The following is a 20,623-nucleotide window of genomic DNA, read 5'->3' as shown; positions in this document are numbered from 1 at the left end:
CGGACCCGCACCCGATTCCCCACACGGCCCCACCGAACCACCCGGCCGACCGAACGTGTGCCGACCCGGGGGCGCGGGGAACTGCGCGACCAGCCACCACGGACCCGCACCCGACTCCCCACACGGCCCCACCGAACCACCCGGCCGACCGAACGTGTGCCGCCCCAAGGGCGCGGGGAACTGCGCGACAGAGCCACGACGGCCCCGCCCGCAGACCTACCCCCGCCCAGCCCTCGGCAGAGCCCCGTGTCGGTCGAGGAAGTCCGAGACCCCCGACGCCCGCCGGTGCGGCAGCAGCACGCGGGCCGTGCCCGCCAGCATGGTCTGGATGCGGGAGGACTGGACCTGGGCGAGGAGACCGAGGACACGCAGGCCGGCGGCGGCCGCCTCGTCGGGGCGCCCGTCGCGCGCGAGGTCGTCGGCCAGCTCGGCGGTGTAGAGGGCGATGTTGCGGGAGAAGTGCGGGTCCTGGAGGTGCGCGGCCCGGCCGGCGTGGCGGGAGGCGCGCCGCCAGTCGCCCAGCGTGGACCAGCACTGCGCCTCCAGCCCCTCCAGCTCGGCCTCGCCGTAGAAGCTCATCCACTCGGGATCCGCCTCCGTCCGGCCCCGCTGGAAGAAGGCCTGCGCCCGGGCCAGCGCCTGCCCGCAGCCGGTACGGTCGGCGAGCCCCGCCCAGCCGCCCGCCTCGCGCAGCGCGAGGAGCGACATCAGGCGCGGGGAGCCCAGCGGACGGGCGGCACGCTGGGCGGCCTGAGCCGCCCGTACCGCCTCCCGGGGGCGTCCCGCGTCCCGCGCGAGGAACGCCGTGTTGCAGAAGGCGTGCGCCTCCACCGCCGCGTCACCGGTCATGCGCGCGGTGGCCAGCGCCTCCGCGTAGTGCGAGCGGGCGTCGTCGAAGCGGCCGGAGTCGTGGGCCAGCCAGCCCACGGAGATGGCCAGTTCGCCGGCGCCCGAGTGCAGCCGGTCGGCGGTCGTCTGCCGGGTCGCGCCCGCGTCCAGCAGCTCGTAGGCGGCGCGCAGTGGCGCGGCCGCGCGCTGGTAGAGGCCGTCCGCGCCGTGCCGGTCGTCGAGCACTCTGATGCGGCGGACGGCCTCCTCCAGGGCGGCGACCTCGGGCGTTCCGGCGCGGCGCGGCGGCCGGGCCGCCACCGTGGAGCCCGTGGTGCCCGTCGTGCGTGGGGCGTCCGTCGTGCGCGGGGCGTCCGTGGCGTCCGGGGTGGCCGTGGCGAGCCCCAGCGGGCCCAGCGTGGCGGCGGCGACCGTGGCGCCTCCGCCGGTCATGAATGCGCGACGCAGCACGTCGCTCTCCTCGTGGTTCAGGTGGTCGTTCTGGTACGGCTCGTCCGAGCGGTACGGGTCCTGCGAGTCCTGCGAGTCGTACGGATGGCGGTCCGGACGGTCTGGACATTCCGAACGGTCCGGACCGCCCGGACCGCCCGGATGATCCGGGGGGTCCTCCGGGTCATACGGCCGGTGGCCGCCCCGCGTCTCACCCGGGGCGGGTACCAGGGGCGCGTCCGTGGCCGTACGCGCCCCGCGTCCGCGTACGGCCGAGCGCGGCGCGAACCCGAGATCGGTGAGCGTGCGACCGGGGAACATGTGCAGGAACACCCGCTCGTACGCGTAGTTCGGGCAGCGGATCTCACCCGCCTCGACCCTGCCGACGTAGCGCGCGTCACAGCTCACCCGCTCGCCGATCTCGCGTGCGGCACGCCGCACCAGCGCGGCGAACTCCGCCGGTGAGCGCCGCCCGCGCAGCTGCCGGAAGGCGAGGTTGGGCCGGTGTGGCCGGTCGGGCTGTGACGAGGTCTCCGTTGACGACGCCATGGCCGGTCCTCTCGTGCGAACCGTCGAACCATGCCGGATCCGGGGTGGATCTGGGCTGAGTTGTCCGTGTGACACCCTGGTTCCGGCGGGCAAGAACGTACCTGGTGTGTCGGACCCGCCACGCAGTGTTTGGCTACAAAACGGATATCTCATCCACGATCCGCCATGAACTGCCATCCTTTGCGGCTGACTTGTGCCGTAGCCGTTGACGCCGCCGCACGTTGTACGTCATGGACTGCAACAGGGCAGCGCGGTGGAGGCCGGCATGGAGACCAGCCAGGGCAACGATCCTTGTACGGCTGCGGTGTCGGCGTACGCGCCGACGTCGCCGCCTGCTTCGGGTGACGCGGTGTGCGACCTCGTGACGGTGCCGACCCGGCAGGGGCTGGAGGCGGTCGACATCCTGCGCCGCGGCACGGGGGAGGCGGTGGGGCCCGTGCTGCACGACGACGGCTGCGACACCCTCGGCTTCCTCGTCCCGGCGGGGACGGCGGCCTGCTGGGACGTGCCGGGCAGCACCTGTACGGAGACCGACGGACGCGGGATCCGGCTCGCCCCGGAGCCTCCGGTGGAGGGCTCGGACTGGCTGGTGCCGCCCGGCGAGGCCGACCTCGCCACCGACCCGGTGGTGCTGCGCCGGGCGCTCGGGGAGGCGGCCCGGATGATCGAGGCGGCGGACAGCTGCCGCTGAGCCGCCCTCCGCCTGCCAGGCCGCAGACCTCCGGCTTCTCGGCCTCAGACCTCCGGCTTCCCGGCCGCAGACCTCCCGCTTCCCGGCCGCAGACCTCCGGATTTCGGCCTCCGGTCGCCGTACGGCGCGGGTCCGTGGCGCCTGCGAGAATGGTCCGATGGGCAGGTCCAGGAACAACCGGCGAGGGTCGGCCGCCGTCGAGGCCGTGGTGGAAGCGGTCGACGGCGGGCTCGCGCAGCTCATACCCGACCCCGACCGCTCCCGGGCCTGGACGCTGCTGATCGACGGCGCGCCCCAGTCGCACGTGGACCTGGACGACCCGGCCCACCTCTCCTTCGAGTACCAGCGCCGCATCGGCCACGTCATCGACCTCGCCGCCCCGTCCGGCAAGCCCGTGCACGCCGTGCACCTCGGCGGCGGCGCCCTCACCCTGGCCCGGTACGTCGCCGTGACCCGCCCCCGCTCCACCCAGCAGGTCGTCGAGCGGGACGCGGCCCTCGTCCAACTCGTCCGCCGTGAGCTTCCGCTGGACCCCACCGCCCGGATACGGGTGCGCTCGGCCGACGCCCGGGAAGGGCTGGCCAAGACGCCCGACGGCTGGTCCGACCTGGTCGTCGCCGATGTCTTCAGCGGTGCCCGGACCCCCGCCCACCTCACCTCGACCGAGTTCCTGGACGAGGTCCGCCGGGCCCTGAAGCCGTCCGGTGTCTACGTCGCGAACCTCGCCGACGGCCCGCCGCTCGCCCACCTGCGCGGCCAGATCGCCACCGCCGCAGCCCGGTTCGCGGAACTCGCGCTGATCGCCGACGCGGCGGTCCTGCGCGGCAAGCGCTTCGGCAACGCCATCCTGGTCGCCTCCGACGCCCCCCTTCCGCTCGCCGAACTCACCCGCCGAGCCGCCTCCGACCCACACCCCGGCCGGGTCGAACACGGCCGCCCGCTCACCGACTTCACGGGAGGCGCCACCCCCGTCACGGACGCGGCGGCAGTGGCCTCACCGGCCCCACCGCCCTCGGTGTTCCGCTAGGGGGTGTCTCCCCGATCTTCGTGGGTCCGCGACGCCCGGCACGGCACCTCGCCGTACGGCTGAATCGCCCACGTACGCCCAGTACGAGGACGATCCGGCCGCACGCCGAGGCACCGCACCGGACGCCGCGGCCTGATCCACGAGGACCGAGAAGACCGAAGAGACACCCCCTGGGCCCTGTCGTCAACAGCCTGAGCGGACAGGGCTGTCGGACACAGCTGTCGGACATGGCCGTCGGACACGACCGTCGAACCCGCCCCGGCGGTCCGGGCCCGTGCGGGCGTCAGTAGTTGATCACCTGGACGGTCGGCGGCCCGTCGTTCCAGGCGCAGAACACCGTCACCCGGTCCGTGCTCCTGCTGAACTCCACCCGGATCCACGTCGACGTCTTCCACACCTGCATCGACCAGCCGGTCCCCGGGGTCGCCGAGACGAGCGTCGCGTCGGCGGGGCCCAGATCGAAGACCGCCCTCCCGCCGCCGGTGTCGTAGGCCTTGACCTGGCCGGTGGCGGCGGAGGAGGCGGGGGCCGCGGGTGCGGGGGACGTGCCGGAACCCGCGGCCGTCGTCGTGGAGGGCGCGGGTGCCGGGGCGTCGGCCGACGGGCTCGTCCGCGGCCTCTTCGGCGACGGGGCCGGGCGCGTGGTGACCGGGGGCGGCGGTGCCTTCGCCGCCTGCCGGGTCGCGTCGGCCGCCGTGATCGGCAGGGCGCGCGGCGGGTCGTACGCCGTCCCCGCCATCACCGTGTGCACGCCCCACCAGGACAGCGTGACCGCCGCTCCCGTCGAGAGCAGCCACGCCAGTACGTGTACGAGTCCTCTGCGCATCGCGGGCCATCCTGCCCCACCCGTCACAACCCGCGCAGGGGACCGGAGTTATCCACAGAGAGTTGTCCACAGGCCCGCACCGGGGCGGTCCGTATGGCGTACGGTGCGGCGCATGGCACGTGTTCTCGTGGTCGAGGACGACCAGTTCGTACGCTCGGCACTCATCCGGCATCTGACCGAGGCCTCGCACGCCGTGCGCAGTGTCGGTACGGCGCTGGAGGCGCTGCGCGAGGTCGCCCATCTCCGCTTCGACGTGGTCATCCTGGACCTCGGACTGCCCGACCTGGACGGCTCCGAGGCGCTGAAGATGCTGCGCGGCGTCACCGACGTGCCGGTCATCATCGCCACCGCCCGGGACGACGAGACGGAGATCGTCCGGCTGCTCAACGCCGGGGCGGACGACTACCTCACCAAGCCGTTCTCGGTCGAGCACCTGTCCGCCCGCATCGCCGCCGTGCTGCGCCGGGCCCGCCCCGGCGGCGGGGAGGCACCGCCCTCGCCGGTGCTCCGCGTCGGCGGCCTCAGCGTCGACCCGACGCGCCGCCAGGCCGAACTGGACGGCAGACGGCTGGATCTGACGCGTCGCGAGTTCGACCTCCTCGCCTACCTCGCCGGCCGCCCCGGCGTCGTCGTCCCGCGCAGGGAACTGCTCGCCGAGGTCTGGCAGCAGTCCTACGGCGACGACCAGACCATCGACGTCCATCTGTCCTGGCTGCGCCGGAAACTGGGGGAGACCGCGGCCCGGCCGCGCTATGTGCACACCCTGCGCGGTGTCGGGGTGAAGCTGGAGCCACCCGCGGCGGGGGAGCCGACGCGATGAGATGGGCTCTGGTCAAGGTGTGCCTGGCGGTCACCACGATGGTGGCGGTCGCCTTCGCCGTCCCGCTCGGCCTGGTCGTCCAGGAGATGGCCCGCGACCGCGCCTTCTCCAACGCCGAGCGCGAGGCCGCCGCCGTCGCCCCGGCGCTGTCCATCACCACCGACCGGGACGAGCTGGAAAAGGTGGTGGCCTCCGCGGGCGCGGGCGCGGGCGCGGGCGCGGGCCCCGGCCCCGGCCCCGGCCCCGGCCCCGGCCCCGGTGCCGATGCCGAGGGACCCGCCTCCGGGATGGCCGTGCACCTGCCCGCAGAGGCCGGGCACGCGGCGCTCGACCTGGGGCGGCAGCGCGCCACCGGCCGGGACATCCAGGCGGTACGGAACATGGGCCGGGCCTCCACCGCGTCCGTCACCGGCGGTTCCGCCCTGCTCCAGCCGGTCGCCCTCGGCTCCGGCGCGATCGCGGTCGTCGAGGTGTACGTGCCCGAGTCGGAGATGAGCAACGGCGTCGGCACGGCGTGGGCGGTGCTCGGCGGCGTCGGCCTGGCGCTGGTCGTCGGCTCGGTCGCGGTCGCCGACCGGCTCGGGGTGCGCATGGTGCGGCCCGCGCGGCGGCTGGTCGAGGGGGCGCACGAACTGGGCGAGGGCAAGCTCGGCTCCCGCGTCCCCGAGGACGGGCCGACCGAACTCAGGCTCGCAGCCGTCGCCTTCAACTCCATGGCCGACCAGGTCGTCCAGCTCCTCGCCAACGAGCGCGAACTGGCGGCGGACCTCTCGCACCGGCTGCGTACCCCGCTCACCGTGCTCCGGCTGAACACAGCCTCCCTGGGCGCGGGTCCGGCCGCCGAACAGACCCGGGCCGCCGTCGCCCAGCTGGAGCGCGAGGTCGACACCATCATCCGTACGGCCCGGGAGGCCAAGCCGCAGACCGGCGCGGCCGGGCCGGCGGCCGGCTGCGACGCGGCCGAAGTGGTCCGCGAGCGCATGGAGTTCTGGTCGGCACTCGCCGAGGACGAGCGCCGTAAGTGGCGGGTGGCCGGGGTGGAGCGTCCGGTGCGCATACCCGTGGCCCGCGCCGACCTGGCCGCCGCCCTGGACGCGCTGCTGGGCAACGTCTTCCGGCACACCGCCGAGGGCACCGCGTTCGCGGTCGACGTGCACAACAGCGAGGAGGCCGTGATCGTCCTGGTCTCGGACGCGGGCCCCGGCATATCCGACCCCCGGGCTGCGATGGCCCGCGGCCGCGGTTCCGGCAGTGCGGGCTCGACGGGGCTCGGCCTGGACATCGTGCGCCGCCTCGCCGAGTCCACCGGCGGAGACGTCCGCATCGGCTCCTCGGTGCTGGGCGGCACCGAGGTACGGATCTGGTTCCAGCTGGGCGGCGCCCCGACGGGACGCGGACAGCGGGGCGCGGCCCGGCGGCACCGGTCGAGGAGACCGTGGAGATCGGTGAAGCCGCAGAGGCCGGAGAAGCCGAGGGAACGGGGGAATCCGGGGGAGCTGGGGGAGCTCGGGAATCCGGGGGAGCCAGGGACTCCAGGGGAGCCGGGAGAACGGGAGAATCCAGAGAAACCGGTCTCGGCTTTTAACCGTCCCCGATCCCATCCTTAAGCGCACCCTAAGAACTCCGACGACTCCGTCCCCTAGGTCATTTGTCCGAATCGGCCTCGCTAGCGTGCTGCCACACCCCACCCCCCGTGGACAGCGAAGGCAGGCACGCGCATGAGCACGCACCGGCGCAGGATCAGTGGCAGGAACAAGGCGATCGGTGGCGCGGTCGCCGCGGCCGTGGTCGGCGGTGGCGCGGTCCTGCTGGCCGGTACCGCGAACGCGGCCGGGGTGAACGCCGCGTACACGAAGACCAGTGACTGGCAGACGGGCTACACAGCGCAGTACGTCGTCACCAACAACAGCACCCAGACGGAGAAGACCTGGTCGCTGGAGTTCGACCTGCCCGAGGGCGCCAGGCTCGGCTCGCTCTGGAACGGTGAGGCCGACGTCAGCGGCCGGCACGTCACCGTGCGCCCCGCCAAGTGGGACACGGACGGTCTGGCCCCGGGCAAGTCGGTCACCCTCGGCTTCGTGGTCGACGGCAGCGGCGACCCCACCGGCTGCCGCGTCGACGACCAGCGGTGCTCGGCGGAGGGCGGAGCCACTCCCGAGCCGAGCGGCCGCCCGACCACGGCCCCGGAACCCGCCCCCACGCAGAGCGCGCCCCCCGCGCCCACCGCGAGCACCGGCACGGACAGCGGCAGCGGCGCCGGGAGCGGCACCACCGCCTCCGCCGGCTTCGCCCCCTACGTCGACACCTCCCTCTACCCGGCCTTCGACCTCCTCGGCGCCGCCGACGCCACCGGCGTGAAGAACTTCAACCTCGCCTTCGTCACCGACGGCGGCGGCTGCACCCCCAAGTGGGGCGGCGTGACCGACCTGACCAGCGACGGCGTGGCCGCGCAGATAGGCGCCCTGCGCGCCAAGGGCGGTGACGTGCGGGTCTCCTTCGGCGGAGCCTCCGGCTCCGAGCTGGCCACCGCCTGCTCCTCCGCGGACGCGCTCGCGGCGGCCTACGGCAAGGCGGTCGACGCCTTCAAGCTGACCAAGGTCGACTTCGACGTCGAGGGCGGCGCACTGCCCAACACCGCGGCCAACACCCGCCGCTCCCAGGCCATCGCCGAGCTCCAGGCCCAGCACCCCGGCCTGGACGTCTCCTTCACCCTCCCGGTGATGCCCGAGGGCCTCACCCAGGACGGCGTGAACCTCCTGTCCGACGCCAAGTCCAACGGCGTGAAGATCGACGCCGTCAACATCATGGCGATGGACTACGGCCCCGCGTTCAGCGGTGACATGGGCGACTACGCCGTACAGGCCGCCACCGCCACGCAGGCCCAGGTCAAGGGCGTGCTGGGCCGGTCCGACGCGGACGCCTGGAAGACCGTCGCCGTCACCCCGATGATCGGCGTCAACGACGTCTCCACCGAGGTGTTCACGACCGACGACGCCACCCAGCTGGTGAACTTCGCCAAGTCCAAGGGCCTCGGCGCCCTCTCCATGTGGTCCGCGGCCCGCGACAAGCAGTGCGCGGGCGGCCCCAAGCCCTCCGCGGATCCGGTGTGCAGCTCGGTAGCCCAGGACGCGTTCGCCTTCTCGAAGGCGTTCGCGGCGTACAAGTAGCCCCCGGCGGCCGGCGGACGACCGCCTGCCGGTGAACCCGAGGTCCTGGCGCCGACCACTCCCCGGCGCCAGGACCTCGCGCACGTTGGGCACGTTTCAGTGCCCGTCACTACAGTGCGCCGGTGTGAGATCACCTGAGGAACTCGACTCGGTCGAGTGGACGGAGCTGGGCCACGCCTACGGCGACGGCGGCGACGTCCCGGACTGGATACGCGCCCTGTACTCCGGCGACCCGGACCGGGCGAAGGCCGCCGTGCGCGAGCTGTTCGGACGCGTGCTGCACCAGGGGTCGGTGTACTCGGCGAGCGTGGCGGCCGTGCCGTTCCTGGCGCACGCCGCCGTGCACGCCGCCCACGAGCGGGCGTCCGCGCTCGCGTTCCTGTCCGGTGTCGCGGGTCGTGCCGACGAGCCGGACACCGAGACCCACGAAGAGGGCGGCGAGCGGGTCGCGGCGGAGGTGCGAGGACTGCTGCACCTGACCACCGACGACGACCCCGAGGTGCGACGCGAGGCCGTGCGTCTCGCCCTGCGCGCGAGCGGCGCGGACATCCCCGCGGCGGTGCGGGCGCTGACCGCCGCTCACGAGACGGACACGGTGACCGTGGTCCGCGCCGACGCGCTGACCGTCCGCACCCGGCTGGACCCCGATGGCGAGGCGGTCGAGCGGAGCCTGCGCGCCGCCCTCACCGACCCGGTCCCGGCGGTCCGCGCCACCGCAGCCCTCGCGCTGCTGGAACGGGAACAGGCCCCCTACCCCGCCGACCTGGTCGCCGCCCTGGCGGAGGGCGGTGGCGGCACCGGATTCGCCACCGACCCGTACAGCTGGTTCCACGGTGTCGGCGACGCCGATTCCCGGCTGTGCGCCGTGCTGAAGGAGGACCCGGACGCCCTGGTGACCGTTGCCCGCGCCTTCACCACGTGCGGCGACCTCACCGGCCGCGGTTCCCGCCGGGCCGCCGAACTCTCCGAGACCTGGCGCGACCGCGAGAACGACACCGTCGCCCTCCTCACCGCGGCCCTGCCCCACGAACACGAGGTCTGGGAACGTTCCGAGCTGCTCCGCGCCCTCGTCCGCTGGCTGCCCGGCGCCGGCGAGCCCGCCCCGGCGCTCGGCGACCACGTCCTGCCGCACGCGCTCGCCGACACCCCCACGACCGGTGAGGCCCAGGTGGTGCTCGGCCGCCTCGGCGACGAGCGCCTCCTGACCGTCGTACCGGAACCGTCCCCCGAGGCCCTCGCCGCCCTCGCCACCCGAACGGGCCGCGACGACCACCGGCGCCGCGCCCTGCGCCGCGCCCGCGGTCACCGCCTCGGCGAGCTGCTGGACACCTTCACCGCGGAGACGGCCCGTCAGCTCCTGCCCGACCTCCGGAAACTGCTGGAGCGCCACCACGACGCCTCCCTCGTACGCCGGCTGGGCGACTGGGGCGTCCCGGACGGGGAACTGCTCTCCGTGCTGGCCGGGATCGCGCGCGACGGCGACGGAGAACTCGCCGTCGCCGCGGCGACCAGTGCCGCCCGCCTCGGCGCCGACCCGGAACCGGCGCTGCGCCTTCTGGCGGACCGCCTGCGCGACAGCGGACGGGGCCTGGAGGATGCCGCCGCCCTCGGCCCGGCCGCGGTGTCCCTCCTTCCCCTGGTCGAGAGGCACCTCCGAGCCGGCGGCCGGTGGGAGCGCCGACGTGCCGCCGAGGCCCACTGGCGTATCACCGGTGACCCCACCAGGGCCGCCCCCGTACTGGCCGACCTCGCCGGTCCCTCCCCGGTGGGCGTCAGCGCCCTGCGGGTACTGCTGGCGATGGGGCCGCCCTTCCCGGACCACCTGTACCAGGACCTGCCGCGCTGGGCGGCCTCCGAGCGGCGCGTGGTGGAGTGCTACGACCTGTTCTCCCAACACGCCGGAGCCCGCACCCTCGACGACCGGATCCGGGACGTCGCCCGGCGGATGCTCGCGTGAGCCGTGGGGCCCGGCGTCAGTCCCCGGACCCCGCCCCCGGCAGCACCCCCGCCCGCGCCGCCTCCCCGTACCACCGCGCGCTCGACTTCGGTGTCCGCTCCAGCGTCTCGTAGTCCACGTAGACCGCGCCGAAGCGCTTTTCGTAGCCGTAGGCCCACTCGAAGTTGTCCATCAGGGACCACAGGTAGTAGCCGCGCACGTCGGCGCCGTCGGCGAGGGCGCGGTGGACCGCCGCGAGGTGGGCGTGCAGGTAGGCGATGCGCTCGGGGTCGTGCACCTGGCCGTCGGGGCCGGGCTTGTCGTCGTAGGCGGCGCCGTTCTCCGTGATGTACAGGGGCAGGCCCGGGGCCTCCCGGGAGTACCGGGTGATCAGGTCGTACAGGCCGGTCGGGTCGACCGTCCAGCCCATCTCGGTGCGCTCGCCGGGGGTCTGGTGGAACAGCACGTCGTCGGCGCCGGGCCAGGGCGAGTGCGCGCTGGCGCCGTGACCGTCCGCGCGCGGCCCCTTCGGCTCGCCGGGTGCCGCCGAGACCAGGGCCGGGGTGTAGTAGTTCAGGCCCAGCGCGTTCAGCGGCGCCTTGATCGTGCGGAGGTCGCCGTCGAGGACGTACGACCAGTCGGTGACCGAGGACGTCGCGGACAGGAGCGAGGCGGGGTACGACCCGTGCAGCATCGGTCCGTGGAAGACGCCGTTGGCCAGGTCGTCGATCCGGCGGGCCGCCGCCAGATCGGCCGGGTCCTGGGAAAGGGGCCGCACGACGGCGGAGTTGAGGCTGACCGCGATCTGGTTACGGGCCGGCATGGCGGAGCGCAGGGCCGAAGTGGCCAGGCCGTGAGCCAGGTTGAGGTGGTGGGCCGCCCGCAGTGACGCCACCGGGTCGGTGCGGCCGGGGGCGTGCACCCCGGAGCCGTACCCCAGGAAGGCGCTGCACCAGGGCTCGTTGAGGGTGATCCAGTTCTCGACGCGGTCGCCCAGGGCCTCGCCGACGATCTGCGCGTACTCCGCGAACCGCTGGGCCGTGTCCCGTTCCGGCCAGCCGCCCGCGTCCTCCAGCTCCTGCGGCAGATCCCAGTGGTAGAGCGTGACCGCGGGCTTGATGCCATGTGCGAGCAGCTCGTCCACCAGCCGGCGGTAGAAGTCCAGGCCCACCTGGACCGCCGGGCCCCGGCCGGTCGGCTGCACCCGGGACCAGGAGACCGAGAAGCGGTAGGCGGTCAGGCCCAGGTCCGCCATCATCCGGACGTCGTCGCGGTAGCGGTGGTAGTGGTCGACGGCGATGTCCCCCGTCTCACCGCCGGCCGTCCTGCCCGGCGTATGGCTGAAGGTGTCCCAGATCGAGGGGGTGCGGCCGCCCTCGCGCACGGCTCCCTCGATCTGGTAGGCGGAGGTCGCGGCGCCCCAGAGGAAGCCCGGGGGAAAGGCCACCGGAGCCTGCTGGGCGTCCTGCGCGACCAGGTCGGGCCGCGCGACCGGGTCGGCCTGGGCGAGCGGGGAGGACGGGGAGGGGGAAACGGACTCAGGCATGGAAGCGCTCCCATGGAGGGTCGAGGAGACCTACGGGTGAGTGAGGAGGCAGAGGTGGGGGCGAAGGGGGCCGGGGCGGCGCCGGCCCGGCCCTCCCGTGCGGGGGAGGGGCCCGGGCGGCGCTGCCCGGGCCCCGCGGACCGCCGCCGTCAGCCCTTGATCGCGCCCTGCATGATGCCGCCCACGATCTGCTTGCCGAACAGCAGGAAGGCGAGCAGCAGCGGCAGCGTGCCGAGCAGCGCGCCCGCCATGATGACGGCCTGGTCCGGGACGTAGCCGGTGCCGAGCGAGTTCAGCGCCACCTGGACGGTCGGGTTCTGCTGGTTCAGGGCGATGATCGGCCACAGGAAGTCGTTCCAGGCGAACACGAACGTCAGCAGGCCGAGCACCGCCATCGCGGGCCGGGCCGCCGGGAAGACCACGTGCCACACGATCCGCAGACTGCTCGCCCCGTCCACCCGGGCCGCCTCGATCAGCTCCGACGGCAGCGCCTGCACCAGGTACTGCCGCATGAAGAACGTGCCGAACGCGGTCACCAGGCTCGGCAGGATCACCGTCTGGAGCTGGTTCGACCAGCCGAAGTCCGACATCCACAGGTACAGCGGTACGACGGCCAGTTGCGGCGGGATCATCATCGTGCCGATGGTCAGCAGCAACAGCAGTCCGGAGAACCGGAACCGCAGCTTGGCGAAGGCGAAGCCGGCCAGTGTGGAGAACACCACCGTGCTCACCGTGATCGTCCCGGCGACGAGCACCGAGTTGAACATCGCGGTGCCGAGCCCGGCCTGGTCCCAGGCGGCCTGGAGGTTCGTGAACAGGTTGCCGCCGAACCACAGCGGGGGCGGGGTCTGGGCGAGCCGCCGGTCGGTGCGCGAGGCCGCGATCGCCGTCCACACCAGCGGGGCCAGCGAGGCGAGCGCGAACACGGTCAGCACGACGTACGTCATCGGGCCGGCGTGCAGCTGCTTGCCCGCGCCCATCACCCGGCGCCGCCCGGCCCCGGGCCTGCGCGCCTGCGGCAAGGCCATGTCAGTGGTGGTCATTGGGTCTTCCTCAGCCGTCGGGTGAGCAGCAGATTGACCGCGGCGACGATCAGCAGGATCAGGAACATCGACCAGGCGATCGCGGACGCCTTGCCGAGGTTGCCGATGATCCAGCCCTGGTCGTACATGTACAGGCCGAGCGTCTGGTACTGGTGCTCCGAGCCGCCCTTGGACCCGCTGACCCCGCCGAACAGCAGCGGCTCACCGAAGAGCTGGGTGGCGCCGATGGTCGAGACGACGACCGTGAAGAGGATCGTCGGCCGCAGCTGCGGGATCGTCACGTGCCGGAACTGCTGCCAGCGGTTCGCCCCGTCGATCGCCGCCGACTCGTACAGATCCGTCGGGATCGCCTGCATCGCGGCCAGGTAGATCAGCGCGTTGTAGCCGGTCCACCGCCAGATCACGATGGACGACACCGCGAACTGCGAACCCCAGTCGGATTCACGCCAGTTGACGGCGTCGACGCCGAAGAAGTGCAGGATCCAGTTGACCATGCCGCCGTCCCACGAGTACAGCAGCGTGAACACCAGGGTCGCGGCGGCCACCGAGGTGGCGTACGGCGTCAGCATCACCACCCGCCACACGGTGGAGCCGCGCAGCCGGTAGTTGAGCAGATGGGCGAGCCCGATCGCGGCGAGCAGCTGCGGCACGGTCGAGATCAGGCCGATGGTGAACGTGTTCCGCAGGGCGTTCCAGAAGAAGTCCGAGGACAGCAGGTTCTCGTAGTTGTGCAGGCCCACCCAGGTCTGGTGGTCCAGCGCCGACAGCTGTACGTCGTGCAGCGAGTACCAGGCCGTGTAGAGCAGCGGGACCAGGGTGAAGGCCCCGAACAGGACGAAGAAGGGGGCCACGAAGGCGTACGGCGACGCCTTCATGTCCCAGCGGTACAGCCGGCTGCGCCAGGACTCGGCGCCCGCCGGCGTGCCGCGACCCCGAGCGCCCCGGGCCGCGCCCGGCGGGGTGCCGGGCGCGGCCTCGGCGCTCGACGCGGGACGCGCGAGAGCCTCTTCGGAGCTGGTCACTGGCCGAGCACGTCCTTGATCTCCTTGGACGCCGCGTCCCAGCCCTGTGCCGGGGACTTGCCCTTCTGCTCGACCTGGAGGATGCCGATGTCGCTGATCGCGCTGTCGATCGGCTTGTCCTTCGGGCCGAGCGGCTGCGCCGGGATGGTCTTCGCCGAGTCGGAGAAGATCTGCGTCAGCGGCGCGTCCGAGAAGTAGGCGGTGGTGTCGGCCTGCGGCTTCAGGCCCGCGTACGCCGACGGGGTCGACGGGAAGCTGGCCTGCTTGGCGAAGACCTTCGCCTGCTGCTCGGGCGCGGTCAGCCACTTCGCCAGGGCGACGGCCTCCTTCTGGTGCTTGGTCGCGGTCGGCACACCGATGAAGGAGCCGCCCCAGTTGGAGGCTGCCGGGGCCGCCGCCACGTCCCACTTGCCCTTGCCGGAGTCACCGGACTTCTGCTCGATGTAGCCGATCATCCACGCCGGGCAGGCGACGGTGGCGAAGGTGCCGTTGGCGAAGCCCTGGTCCCAGGTGGGGTCGAACTGCTTCAGCTTCGCCGACATGTTGCTCGTCGCCGTGGTCATGGCGACGTCCCACGCCTTCTTCACACCCGGTGACTTGTCCCAGACGACGTTGCCGTCCTTGTCGTAGTTGCGCTCGGTCGCGCCGCCCAGTACCGCGTTGTAGACCGAGGCGGCCGAGTCCACGAACTTGGTGCCCTTGGGCGCCTTCTTCATGTACTGCTTGCCCAGGTCCACGTACTTCGCCCAGTCGCCCTTCCAGGCCTCGGCGAGCTTGGTGCGGTCGGTGGGCAGGCCGGCCTTCTGGAGCAGGTCCTTGCGGTAGCAGATGGCCATCGGGCCGATGTCGGTGCCGAGCCCGATGAGCTTGCCGTCCTTGGTGGTGGCCTGCGCGTTCTTCCAGTCCAGCCACTGGGACTTGTCGACGTCCTTGCCGAGGTCGACGAACTTGGCCCCCTGCGTCTGGACGGCCTCGGTGATGTTGCCGACCTCGATGGCCTGGATGTCGTCGGTGCCGGCGCCGGCCTGGAGGCGGGTGAGCACCTTTGGCCAGTACACGTCGGTACGGGTGGTGACGTTCTCCTTGATGCTGATGTCCGGGTGGAGCTTCATGTACTCGTCGTAGAGGCCGGCCTGCTTGTAGCCGAAGACGCCGAAGGTGCCGATGGTCAGTGTGGTCTTGCCCTTGTCACTGCCGTTGCCGCCACCCGAGTCCGACGAGCCGTCGTCCGAGTCCTTGGCGCAGCCGGCCAGCAGTCCCGTGGCCAGCGCGGCGACGGTCATGAAGACCCCCACTTTGCGGGACCGGCGGATGCTCGTGCGCATTGCGTCCTCCTGTTGCCTGACGTGCCGACCCCCCGGCCGACTCATGGAATCGGGCCCGTTCGTACTCGCTGCGGCTCGGGCGGGGAACGTGCGGGATGTGTATGTGTCAGGTACCGTGGGAGCGCTCCCACGTGTGATGTGTTGAAGGGTCGTCGGTCCGGGGCGGGGTGTCAAGGGAATGGACGGGGAGCGCCGCGTTCAGTTATCCGGCCGTTAACTGGGGGCAGTTGGCGGTGCGTGAGCGGCCCGCGGCGGCCGCGGCGAGCGGCGCTGTTACATTCCAGGTCGGCTTGATGTGCGGTGAGGAAAGGCGGAGCCCGATGCGTAGCCGTAGTGGCGGGCGGCCCACGCTCGAGGAGGTCGCCGCTCGGGCCGGAGTCGGCCGGGGCACCGTCTCGCGGGTGATCAACGGCTCCCCGCGGGTCAGTGACGCGACCCGCGCCGCGGTCGAGGCCGCCGTCGCCGAGCTCGGCTACGTCCCCAACACCGCGGCCCGTGCCCTTGCGGCCAACCGCACCGACTCCATCGCCCTGGTCGTCCCCGAGCCGGAGACCCGCTTCTTCGCGGAGCCGTACTTCTCGGACATGCTGCACGGTGTCGGCGCCGAACTCGCCGACACGGAACTGCAGTTGCTGCTGATCTTCGCGGGCGGCGACCGGGAGCGGCAGCGTCTGGCCCAGTACCTCGCGGCCCACCGCGTCGACGGTGTCCTCCTGGTCTCGGTGCACGCGGACGACCCGCTGCCGGACCTGCTCACCCAGCTGGAGACCCCGGCCGTGATCAGCGGCCCCCGGTCGGCGAGGGAGACGCTCACCTCGGTGGACTCGGACAACTACGGCGGCGCCCGCTCGGCCGTGGAGCACCTTCTGGCCCGCGGCCGGCGCCGGATCGCGCACATCACCGGCCGCCTCGACGTCTACGGCGCCCAGCGCCGCGTCGACGGCTACCGCGACGCCCTGCGGGACGCGGGCCGCGAGGCCGACGAACTTCTCATCGAGCCGGGGGACTTCACCGAGGACGGCGGCCGGCGTGCGATGACCACCCTGCTGGCGCGGTACCCCGACCTGGACGCGGTCTTCGCCGGTTCCGACGTGATGGCGGCGGGCGCCCGCCAGGTCCTGCGCGAGGCGGGCCGCCGCATCCCCGACGACGTGGCCTTGGTCGGGTACGACGACTCGGCCATCGCCCGCCACATGGACCCGCCGCTCACCAGCGTCCGCCAGCCCATCCAGGAGATGGGCCGCGCCATGATCGACCTCCTCCTCGCGGAGATAGCCGACCGCCGCCCCCCGGCCACCCGCGACCTGCGACGCCGCCACGCGGTGCTGCCCACGGAGCTGGTGGTGCGGGCGTCGTCGTGAGGCGGCTCACGTGCCGGATGCCCAGGGACGGGTGCTGCCGAACCAGTGCTGCCGAACTGGCCGGGGCTCGCCGGTGGTGCGGGCGCCCGGCGGGCGTCGGCAGTCGTCGGCGCGCGCCGGAAAACGAATCAGCCGGTGACCCCGTCTCTCGACGGTGTCACCGGCTGATTACTCAGGGTGAGTGACGGGACTTGAACCCGCGACATCCTGGACCACAACCAGGTGCTCTGCCAGCTGAGCTACACCCACCATGACCGGCTGTGGAACTTGTCGTTTCCCCGACCGGCCGAGAAGAAGTCTACAGGGTCCGAAGGGGTGCTCGCGCACGCGTTTTCGCGCGGGCCCCGGGAGGGCCCCGGCGAGCCCCTGCGGACCCGGGCGGAGCGGCGGTTACTGCGCGGGCAGGACGTACTTGGCGGCGATCGCCCTGGCGGTCTCGGAGTCGGGGCCGGGCTGCGGGACGAAGACGGCCTCGCGGTAGTAGCGCAGCTCGGCGATCGACTCGCGGATGTCGGCGAGGGCGCGGTGGTTGCCGTTCTTCTCCGGGCTGTTGAAGTAGGCCCGCGGGTACCAGCGCCGCGCCAGCTCCTTGACCGAGGAGACGTCGACGATCCGGTAGTGGAGCCAGTCCTCCAGGGTCGGCATGTCGCGCAGCAGGAAGCCGCGGTCGGTGCCGACGGAGTTGCCGCACAGCGGGGCCTTGCCGGGCTCCTTGACGTGCTCGCGGATGTAGGCGAGGACCTGCTCCTCGGCGTCGGCCAGCGTGGTGCCGCCGGCCAGCTCCGCCAGCAGTCCGGAAGCGGTGTGCATCTCGCGCACCACCTCCGGCATCGTCTCCAGTGCCGAGTCCGGTGGGCGGATGACGATGTCCACCCCCTCGCCGAGTACGTTCAGCTCGGAGTCGGTGACGAGGGCGGCCACCTCGATGAGAGCGTCGTGGGACAGCGAGAGGCCGGTCATCTCGCAGTCGATCCAGACCATGCGATCGTTCATGTGTCTCACCTTACGGGGAGCGGCCCCGAGCCGGACCGCGCGTGCGCCCACCTTGTCGGTGAACGGTCAGAAACATCGGGGAGCGAGGCGGGAGCGAGCACGGGAGACAGCGAGAGAGCAAGAGGAGAGGGGGGCGGAGTACGACCCCGCCCCCCTCTCCTCTTCTTCTGTTCTTCTGGGGTGCTCAGCCGCCCCCGCGCGGGCCCGGCAGCAGGCTCACCGCCTGGCGGCGGCTCATCTGCATCGGGACCCCGCTGTCCCGGTCAGGGTGCAGCGCGGTGGGCAGGTGGCCCACCGGTCCGTGGCCGGGCACACCGGCGTGCGGCGCGCCCGCGCCGCTGTGCGCGGACACCTGCGCCTCCTGCTCGTCGTGCCGTTCGCCCTGTGGCCGGCGGGCCCGGTACGCGGCCCGGTACGCGGCGGGGGAGGAGCCGAGCTGACGGCGGAAGTGCCCGCGCAGCGCGACCGGTGAGCGGAAACCGCACCGGCCCGCCACCTCGTCCACCGAGTAGTCCGAGGTCTCCAGCAGCCGTTGCGCCTGGAGCACCCGCTGGGTGATCAGCCACTGCAGCGGCGCGCTGCCGGTGAGCGAACGGAACCGGCGGTCGAACGTACGGCGGCTCATGTAGGCGCGTGCCGCCAGCGTCTCCACGTCGAACTGCTCGTGGAGGTGTTCCAGCGCCCAGGCGACGACCTCGGCGAGCGGGTCGGCGCCGATCTCCTCGGGTAAAGACCTGTCGAGGTAGCGCTCCTGGCCGCCGCTGCGGCGCGGCGGGACCACCAGGCGGCGGGCCAGCGCGCCGGCCGCCTCGTTGCCGTGGTCCGTCCGCACGATGTGCAGGCACAGGTCGATCCCCGCGGCCGTACCGGCCGAGGTCAGCACGTCGCCGTCGTCGACGAACAGCTCGCGCGGGTCCACGTGCACCGACGGGTAGCGCTTGGCCAGAGTCGGGGCGTACATCCAGTGGGTGGTCGCCGGGCGTCCGTCCAGCAGGCCCGCCGCGGCGAGCACGAAGGCGCCGGTGCACAGCCCGACGATGCGGGCGCCCTCCTCGTGCGCTCTGCGCAGCGCGTCGAGCGCCTCCTCCGGTGGTGGTGAGGTGATCGAGCGCCAGGCCGGCACGACGACCGTGCCCGCGCGGGAGATCGCCTCCAGCCCATGTGGCGCGGTGAGTTCGAGGCCCCCTGTGGTCCGCAGCGGGCCGTCCTCGCCGGCGGACACCAGCAGCCGGTAACGCGGCACTCCGGCGTCCTGGCGGTCGATGCCGAACACCGAGAGCGGTATGGAACTCTCGAAGATGGGGCCGCCGCTGAACAGCAGCACCGCGACGATCTCCTTGCGGCGTCGCCCGGACAGCTTCCGGGCACCGGCTTCCGGCGCGGCAGTGGAGTCGTGGCTCATCCGCTTAAGCCCCCCTCGGTGGTCGCGGCTCCTCGGTTGTGTCGCTCCTGCACGTTTCCCCTCGGTCCTGCACGAGTCCCCCGCCGTAAGAAAGTCAAGATCGAATCTACTGGCTTCCACGGTCTGTCGATGGCCAGTTCCGCACGCGACGCATTGTCGACATGACAACTTGGCGTGAAGCATTCGATCACGAAGGGTTGCACTCGTGGGCCGCGTAGGGAAGTGCGCCTTGTGGCGGTGGCCAAACCGCATAGGGTGCGGAGGGTCGCGCAACCCCTTTTTGTGCAGGTGGAACGGGGGAAGGGGGGTGGTTCCGACCCCTCCAGGTCGATATCCAGAAGTTGGCTGAAAAGAAGCGTTCGGGGGCGCGGAAACCGGTCAGTCGACCGGTGTCCACTCCGTAGTGTGACGCCCGCCTCTTTGCTCCGCGCAACGTTCCGAACGGCGCAGCAGGACGCGGCAGGCGGCCGTGACGGCGGCGAGGCCGAGAGCCGTGCCCGCGGCGCCGGCCAGTGAGGTGCCGTACCAGAGCAGGACCACGGGGACGAGGACACAACTGAAGGCCGCCCAGCGGATCACGTCACTCGTCGTGTCCGGCGCGGGGTGCGGGTCGGTGGCGGGTGGGGGTGCGGGCATCTCGTGCTCCCTGGGGCGGTGGCTCACCCCTTCAACGCCCGTCCGACCGGCCGGTCACCGGCGGTGTCCCTGTGAAGCCTGTGCAAACCGCCTGTACGGGGCAGCAACCATTGCGTTGCGGGCGCCGCTCGTGCATGCTCCGGGGAACCCCCGGAAGACACCCGGAGGGCCGCTTACGGAGCGTGTGCGGGATCTGGCCCAGAGGAGGCGTGCAGCCGTACCCTTGGGGGTATGGGCTTGGGAAGACGTTTCCCGGACACAGCTTCACCGCACGATGTCGCCCCCGTTCCCTAAAGGATCACAACGCCGAGACAGCCATGGCCGGTCACGAATTCTTCGAACCCGCGGACCGCAAGCGGCCCGTCGCCGAACCCACGGCGGCCGAGCCCCTGGCGGCGGAAGAGTCACGCCACTCCTGCGATCCCGCCTTCCGGCACGGAGTGGTCGTCGGCTTCGACGGCTCCACCTCCAGCGAGCGCGCCCTCGCCTACGCGATCGGCATGGCCCACCGCTCCGGTTCGGGTCTGATCATCGTCCATGTGGCCAACCGGCTGCCCACCACCGTGTGGGCCGGCTGCGAGCCGCCCGTCTTCGTCGATGTCCCGGACCACCGCACCGAGGTGCTCGGCCTCGAACTGGCCTGTGCCGAACATCTGGCCGAGGTGCCGTGGATCCTCGTCGAGCGCGGCGGTGACATCTGCCACGAACTCGAGGAGGTCGGGCGGGAGTACGAGGCCGACGCGATCGTGGTCGGCTCGACCCACGGGCTCGTCGGCCGGCTCTTCGGCTCCGTGGCCGGGCGGCTCGCCAAGCGGGCGAAGCGGCCCGTGATCGTCATTCCCTGACGCCGCCCCGGCCCCTTCGGCCCCTCGCTCCCCGGAGTGCGCGGCACCCCGTCAACTCCCTTCGTACAGCGTGAAACTACTCATGCGTAGAGGTGTTTGTGCCCTTGTGAAGGGCATATACCGGGCACCGCACAACCGCACATGCATGAAGGGAGC

General features: G+C 72.5%; 16 protein-coding genes, 1 tRNA gene and 1 pseudogene. 8 read left to right on the top strand and 10 right to left on the bottom strand.

Annotated features, from left to right (window positions below):
• Nucleotides 1-216: 216 nt before the first annotated feature.
• Nucleotides 217-1,827 carry a hypothetical protein gene (locus tag OIB37_RS14520; protein WP_330458010.1) on the bottom strand — a complete coding sequence of 537 codons (1,611 nt, stop codon included), beginning with the start codon at nucleotides 1,825-1,827 and terminating at the stop codon, nucleotides 217-219.
• A 265-nt stretch (nucleotides 1,828-2,092) separates the two neighbouring features.
• On the opposite strand from OIB37_RS14520, the gene OIB37_RS14515 reads away from it, so the two are divergent.
• Both OIB37_RS14515 and OIB37_RS14510 read left to right on the top strand, forming a co-directional pair.
• A complete protein-coding gene (locus OIB37_RS14515; protein ID WP_330458009.1) occupies nucleotides 2,093-2,518 on the top strand; it encodes a hypothetical protein in 426 nt (141 codons plus the stop codon).
• A 157-nt stretch (nucleotides 2,519-2,675) separates the two neighbouring features.
• Nucleotides 2,676-3,545 carry a spermidine synthase gene (locus OIB37_RS14510; protein WP_330458008.1) on the top strand — a complete coding sequence of 290 codons (870 nt, stop codon included), beginning with the start codon at nucleotides 2,676-2,678 and terminating at the stop codon, nucleotides 3,543-3,545.
• 283 nt (nucleotides 3,546-3,828) lie between these two features.
• Here OIB37_RS14510 and OIB37_RS14505 read toward each other — a convergent pair whose 3' ends face one another.
• Nucleotides 3,829-4,371 (bottom strand): hypothetical protein, encoded by a 543-nt coding sequence (locus tag OIB37_RS14505; RefSeq protein ID WP_330458007.1) that lies wholly within the window; start codon nucleotides 4,369-4,371, stop codon nucleotides 3,829-3,831.
• A 112-nt stretch (nucleotides 4,372-4,483) separates the two neighbouring features.
• Here OIB37_RS14505 and OIB37_RS14500 point away from each other — a divergent pair, with 112 nt between their 5' ends.
• The 4 genes and pseudogenes from OIB37_RS14500 (at nucleotide 4,484) to OIB37_RS14485 (ending at nucleotide 10,315) form a co-directional block, all read left to right on the top strand.
• Complete coding sequence (locus OIB37_RS14500) at nucleotides 4,484-5,191, top strand: response regulator transcription factor (RefSeq protein ID WP_330458006.1); 708 nt, start codon at nucleotides 4,484-4,486, stop codon at nucleotides 5,189-5,191.
• Nucleotides 5,188-6,639, top strand: a pseudogene (locus OIB37_RS14495) (sensor histidine kinase); the annotation flags it as partial. The gene OIB37_RS14500 and the pseudogene OIB37_RS14495, both read left to right, overlap by 4 nt.
• A gap of 270 nt (nucleotides 6,640-6,909) precedes the next feature.
• On the top strand, nucleotides 6,910-8,358 hold the full coding sequence (locus tag OIB37_RS14490) for a glycoside hydrolase family 18 protein (RefSeq protein ID WP_330458005.1): 1,449 nt from the start codon (nucleotides 6,910-6,912) through the stop codon (nucleotides 8,356-8,358).
• 124 nt (nucleotides 8,359-8,482) lie between these two features.
• Nucleotides 8,483-10,315, top strand: a complete 1,833-nt coding sequence (locus tag OIB37_RS14485) for a hypothetical protein (RefSeq protein WP_330458004.1) — start codon at nucleotides 8,483-8,485, stop codon at nucleotides 10,313-10,315.
• 16 nt (nucleotides 10,316-10,331) lie between these two features.
• On the opposite strand, the gene OIB37_RS14480 is transcribed toward OIB37_RS14485, so the two are convergent.
• From OIB37_RS14480 to OIB37_RS14465, 4 genes are all read right to left on the bottom strand, one after another.
• Nucleotides 10,332-11,840 (bottom strand): GH1 family beta-glucosidase, encoded by a 1,509-nt coding sequence (locus tag OIB37_RS14480; RefSeq protein WP_330458003.1) that lies wholly within the window; start codon nucleotides 11,838-11,840, stop codon nucleotides 10,332-10,334.
• 149 nt (nucleotides 11,841-11,989) lie between these two features.
• The gene (locus OIB37_RS14475) at nucleotides 11,990-12,883 is read right to left on the bottom strand and encodes a carbohydrate ABC transporter permease (protein ID WP_330458002.1); all 894 of its coding nucleotides are present in this window, start codon (nucleotides 12,881-12,883) and stop codon (nucleotides 11,990-11,992) included.
• Nucleotides 12,880-13,905 carry a carbohydrate ABC transporter permease gene (locus tag OIB37_RS14470; protein ID WP_330458001.1) on the bottom strand — a complete coding sequence of 342 codons (1,026 nt, stop codon included), beginning with the start codon at nucleotides 13,903-13,905 and terminating at the stop codon, nucleotides 12,880-12,882. Before OIB37_RS14470 ends, OIB37_RS14475 begins: the two co-directional genes overlap by 4 nt.
• Nucleotides 13,902-15,230 carry an ABC transporter substrate-binding protein gene (locus tag OIB37_RS14465; protein ID WP_330458000.1) on the bottom strand — a complete coding sequence of 443 codons (1,329 nt, stop codon included), beginning with the start codon at nucleotides 15,228-15,230 and terminating at the stop codon, nucleotides 13,902-13,904. The genes OIB37_RS14470 and OIB37_RS14465 overlap by 4 nt, the downstream gene beginning before the upstream one ends.
• 320 nt (nucleotides 15,231-15,550) lie before the next feature.
• Between OIB37_RS14465 and OIB37_RS14460 the strand changes: the two genes are divergently transcribed.
• Nucleotides 15,551-16,591, top strand: coding sequence for a LacI family DNA-binding transcriptional regulator (locus tag OIB37_RS14460; protein ID WP_330457999.1), 1,041 nt, complete (start codon nucleotides 15,551-15,553; stop codon nucleotides 16,589-16,591).
• A gap of 176 nt (nucleotides 16,592-16,767) precedes the next feature.
• Here the strand turns inward: OIB37_RS14460 and OIB37_RS14455 are convergent.
• The 4 genes from OIB37_RS14455 to OIB37_RS14440 form a co-directional block, all read right to left on the bottom strand.
• A tRNA-His gene (locus OIB37_RS14455) sits at nucleotides 16,768-16,840 on the bottom strand.
• Nucleotides 16,841-16,981: 141 nt separating this feature from the next.
• Nucleotides 16,982-17,584, bottom strand: coding sequence for an oligoribonuclease (gene orn, locus OIB37_RS14450; RefSeq protein ID WP_330457998.1), 603 nt, complete (start codon nucleotides 17,582-17,584; stop codon nucleotides 16,982-16,984).
• Between the two features lie 184 nt (nucleotides 17,585-17,768).
• Nucleotides 17,769-18,986 (bottom strand): helix-turn-helix domain-containing protein, encoded by a 1,218-nt coding sequence (locus OIB37_RS14445; RefSeq protein WP_330457997.1) that lies wholly within the window; start codon nucleotides 18,984-18,986, stop codon nucleotides 17,769-17,771.
• A 378-nt stretch (nucleotides 18,987-19,364) separates the two neighbouring features.
• Nucleotides 19,365-19,622 carry a hypothetical protein gene (locus tag OIB37_RS14440; protein WP_330457996.1) on the bottom strand — a complete coding sequence of 86 codons (258 nt, stop codon included), beginning with the start codon at nucleotides 19,620-19,622 and terminating at the stop codon, nucleotides 19,365-19,367.
• Between the two features lie 317 nt (nucleotides 19,623-19,939).
• On the opposite strand from OIB37_RS14440, the gene OIB37_RS14435 reads away from it, so the two are divergent.
• Nucleotides 19,940-20,467 carry a universal stress protein gene (locus OIB37_RS14435; RefSeq protein ID WP_330457995.1) on the top strand — a complete coding sequence of 176 codons (528 nt, stop codon included), beginning with the start codon at nucleotides 19,940-19,942 and terminating at the stop codon, nucleotides 20,465-20,467.
• Nucleotides 20,468-20,623: the final 156 nt, after the last annotated feature.

This window comes from Streptomyces sp. NBC_00820, from assembly GCF_036347055.1.
GTDB lineage: Bacteria > Actinomycetota > Actinomycetes > Streptomycetales > Streptomycetaceae > Streptomyces.
Note: the sequence above shows the minus strand (reverse complement) of the source record. Positions and strands in the feature narration are given on the sequence as shown.

Bases quoted from the DNA above. Each gene is read 5' to 3' on its own strand.
- OIB37_RS14435 (WP_330457995.1), top strand. From the start codon at position 19,940: ATGGCCGGTCACGAATTCTTCGAACCCGCGGACCGCAAGCGGCCCGTC.
- OIB37_RS14520 (WP_330458010.1), bottom strand. From the start codon at position 1,827: ATGGCGTCGTCAACGGAGACCTCGTCACAGCCCGACCGGCCACACCGG.
- OIB37_RS14500 (WP_330458006.1), top strand. From the start codon at position 4,484: ATGGCACGTGTTCTCGTGGTCGAGGACGACCAGTTCGTACGCTCGGCA.
- OIB37_RS14460 (WP_330457999.1), top strand. From the start codon at position 15,551: ATGCGTAGCCGTAGTGGCGGGCGGCCCACGCTCGAGGAGGTCGCCGCT.
- OIB37_RS14475 (WP_330458002.1), bottom strand. From the start codon at position 12,883: ATGACCACCACTGACATGGCCTTGCCGCAGGCGCGCAGGCCCGGGGCC.
- orn (WP_330457998.1), bottom strand. From the start codon at position 17,584: ATGAACGATCGCATGGTCTGGATCGACTGCGAGATGACCGGCCTCTCG.
- OIB37_RS14440 (WP_330457996.1), bottom strand. From the start codon at position 19,622: ATGCCCGCACCCCCACCCGCCACCGACCCGCACCCCGCGCCGGACACG.
- OIB37_RS14515 (WP_330458009.1), top strand. From the start codon at position 2,093: ATGGAGACCAGCCAGGGCAACGATCCTTGTACGGCTGCGGTGTCGGCG.
- OIB37_RS14465 (WP_330458000.1), bottom strand. From the start codon at position 15,230: ATGCGCACGAGCATCCGCCGGTCCCGCAAAGTGGGGGTCTTCATGACC.
- OIB37_RS14480 (WP_330458003.1), bottom strand. From the start codon at position 11,840: ATGCCTGAGTCCGTTTCCCCCTCCCCGTCCTCCCCGCTCGCCCAGGCC.
- OIB37_RS14490 (WP_330458005.1), top strand. From the start codon at position 6,910: ATGAGCACGCACCGGCGCAGGATCAGTGGCAGGAACAAGGCGATCGGT.
- OIB37_RS14510 (WP_330458008.1), top strand. From the start codon at position 2,676: ATGGGCAGGTCCAGGAACAACCGGCGAGGGTCGGCCGCCGTCGAGGCC.
- OIB37_RS14445 (WP_330457997.1), bottom strand. From the start codon at position 18,986: ATGAGCCACGACTCCACTGCCGCGCCGGAAGCCGGTGCCCGGAAGCTG.
- OIB37_RS14505 (WP_330458007.1), bottom strand. From the start codon at position 4,371: ATGCGCAGAGGACTCGTACACGTACTGGCGTGGCTGCTCTCGACGGGA.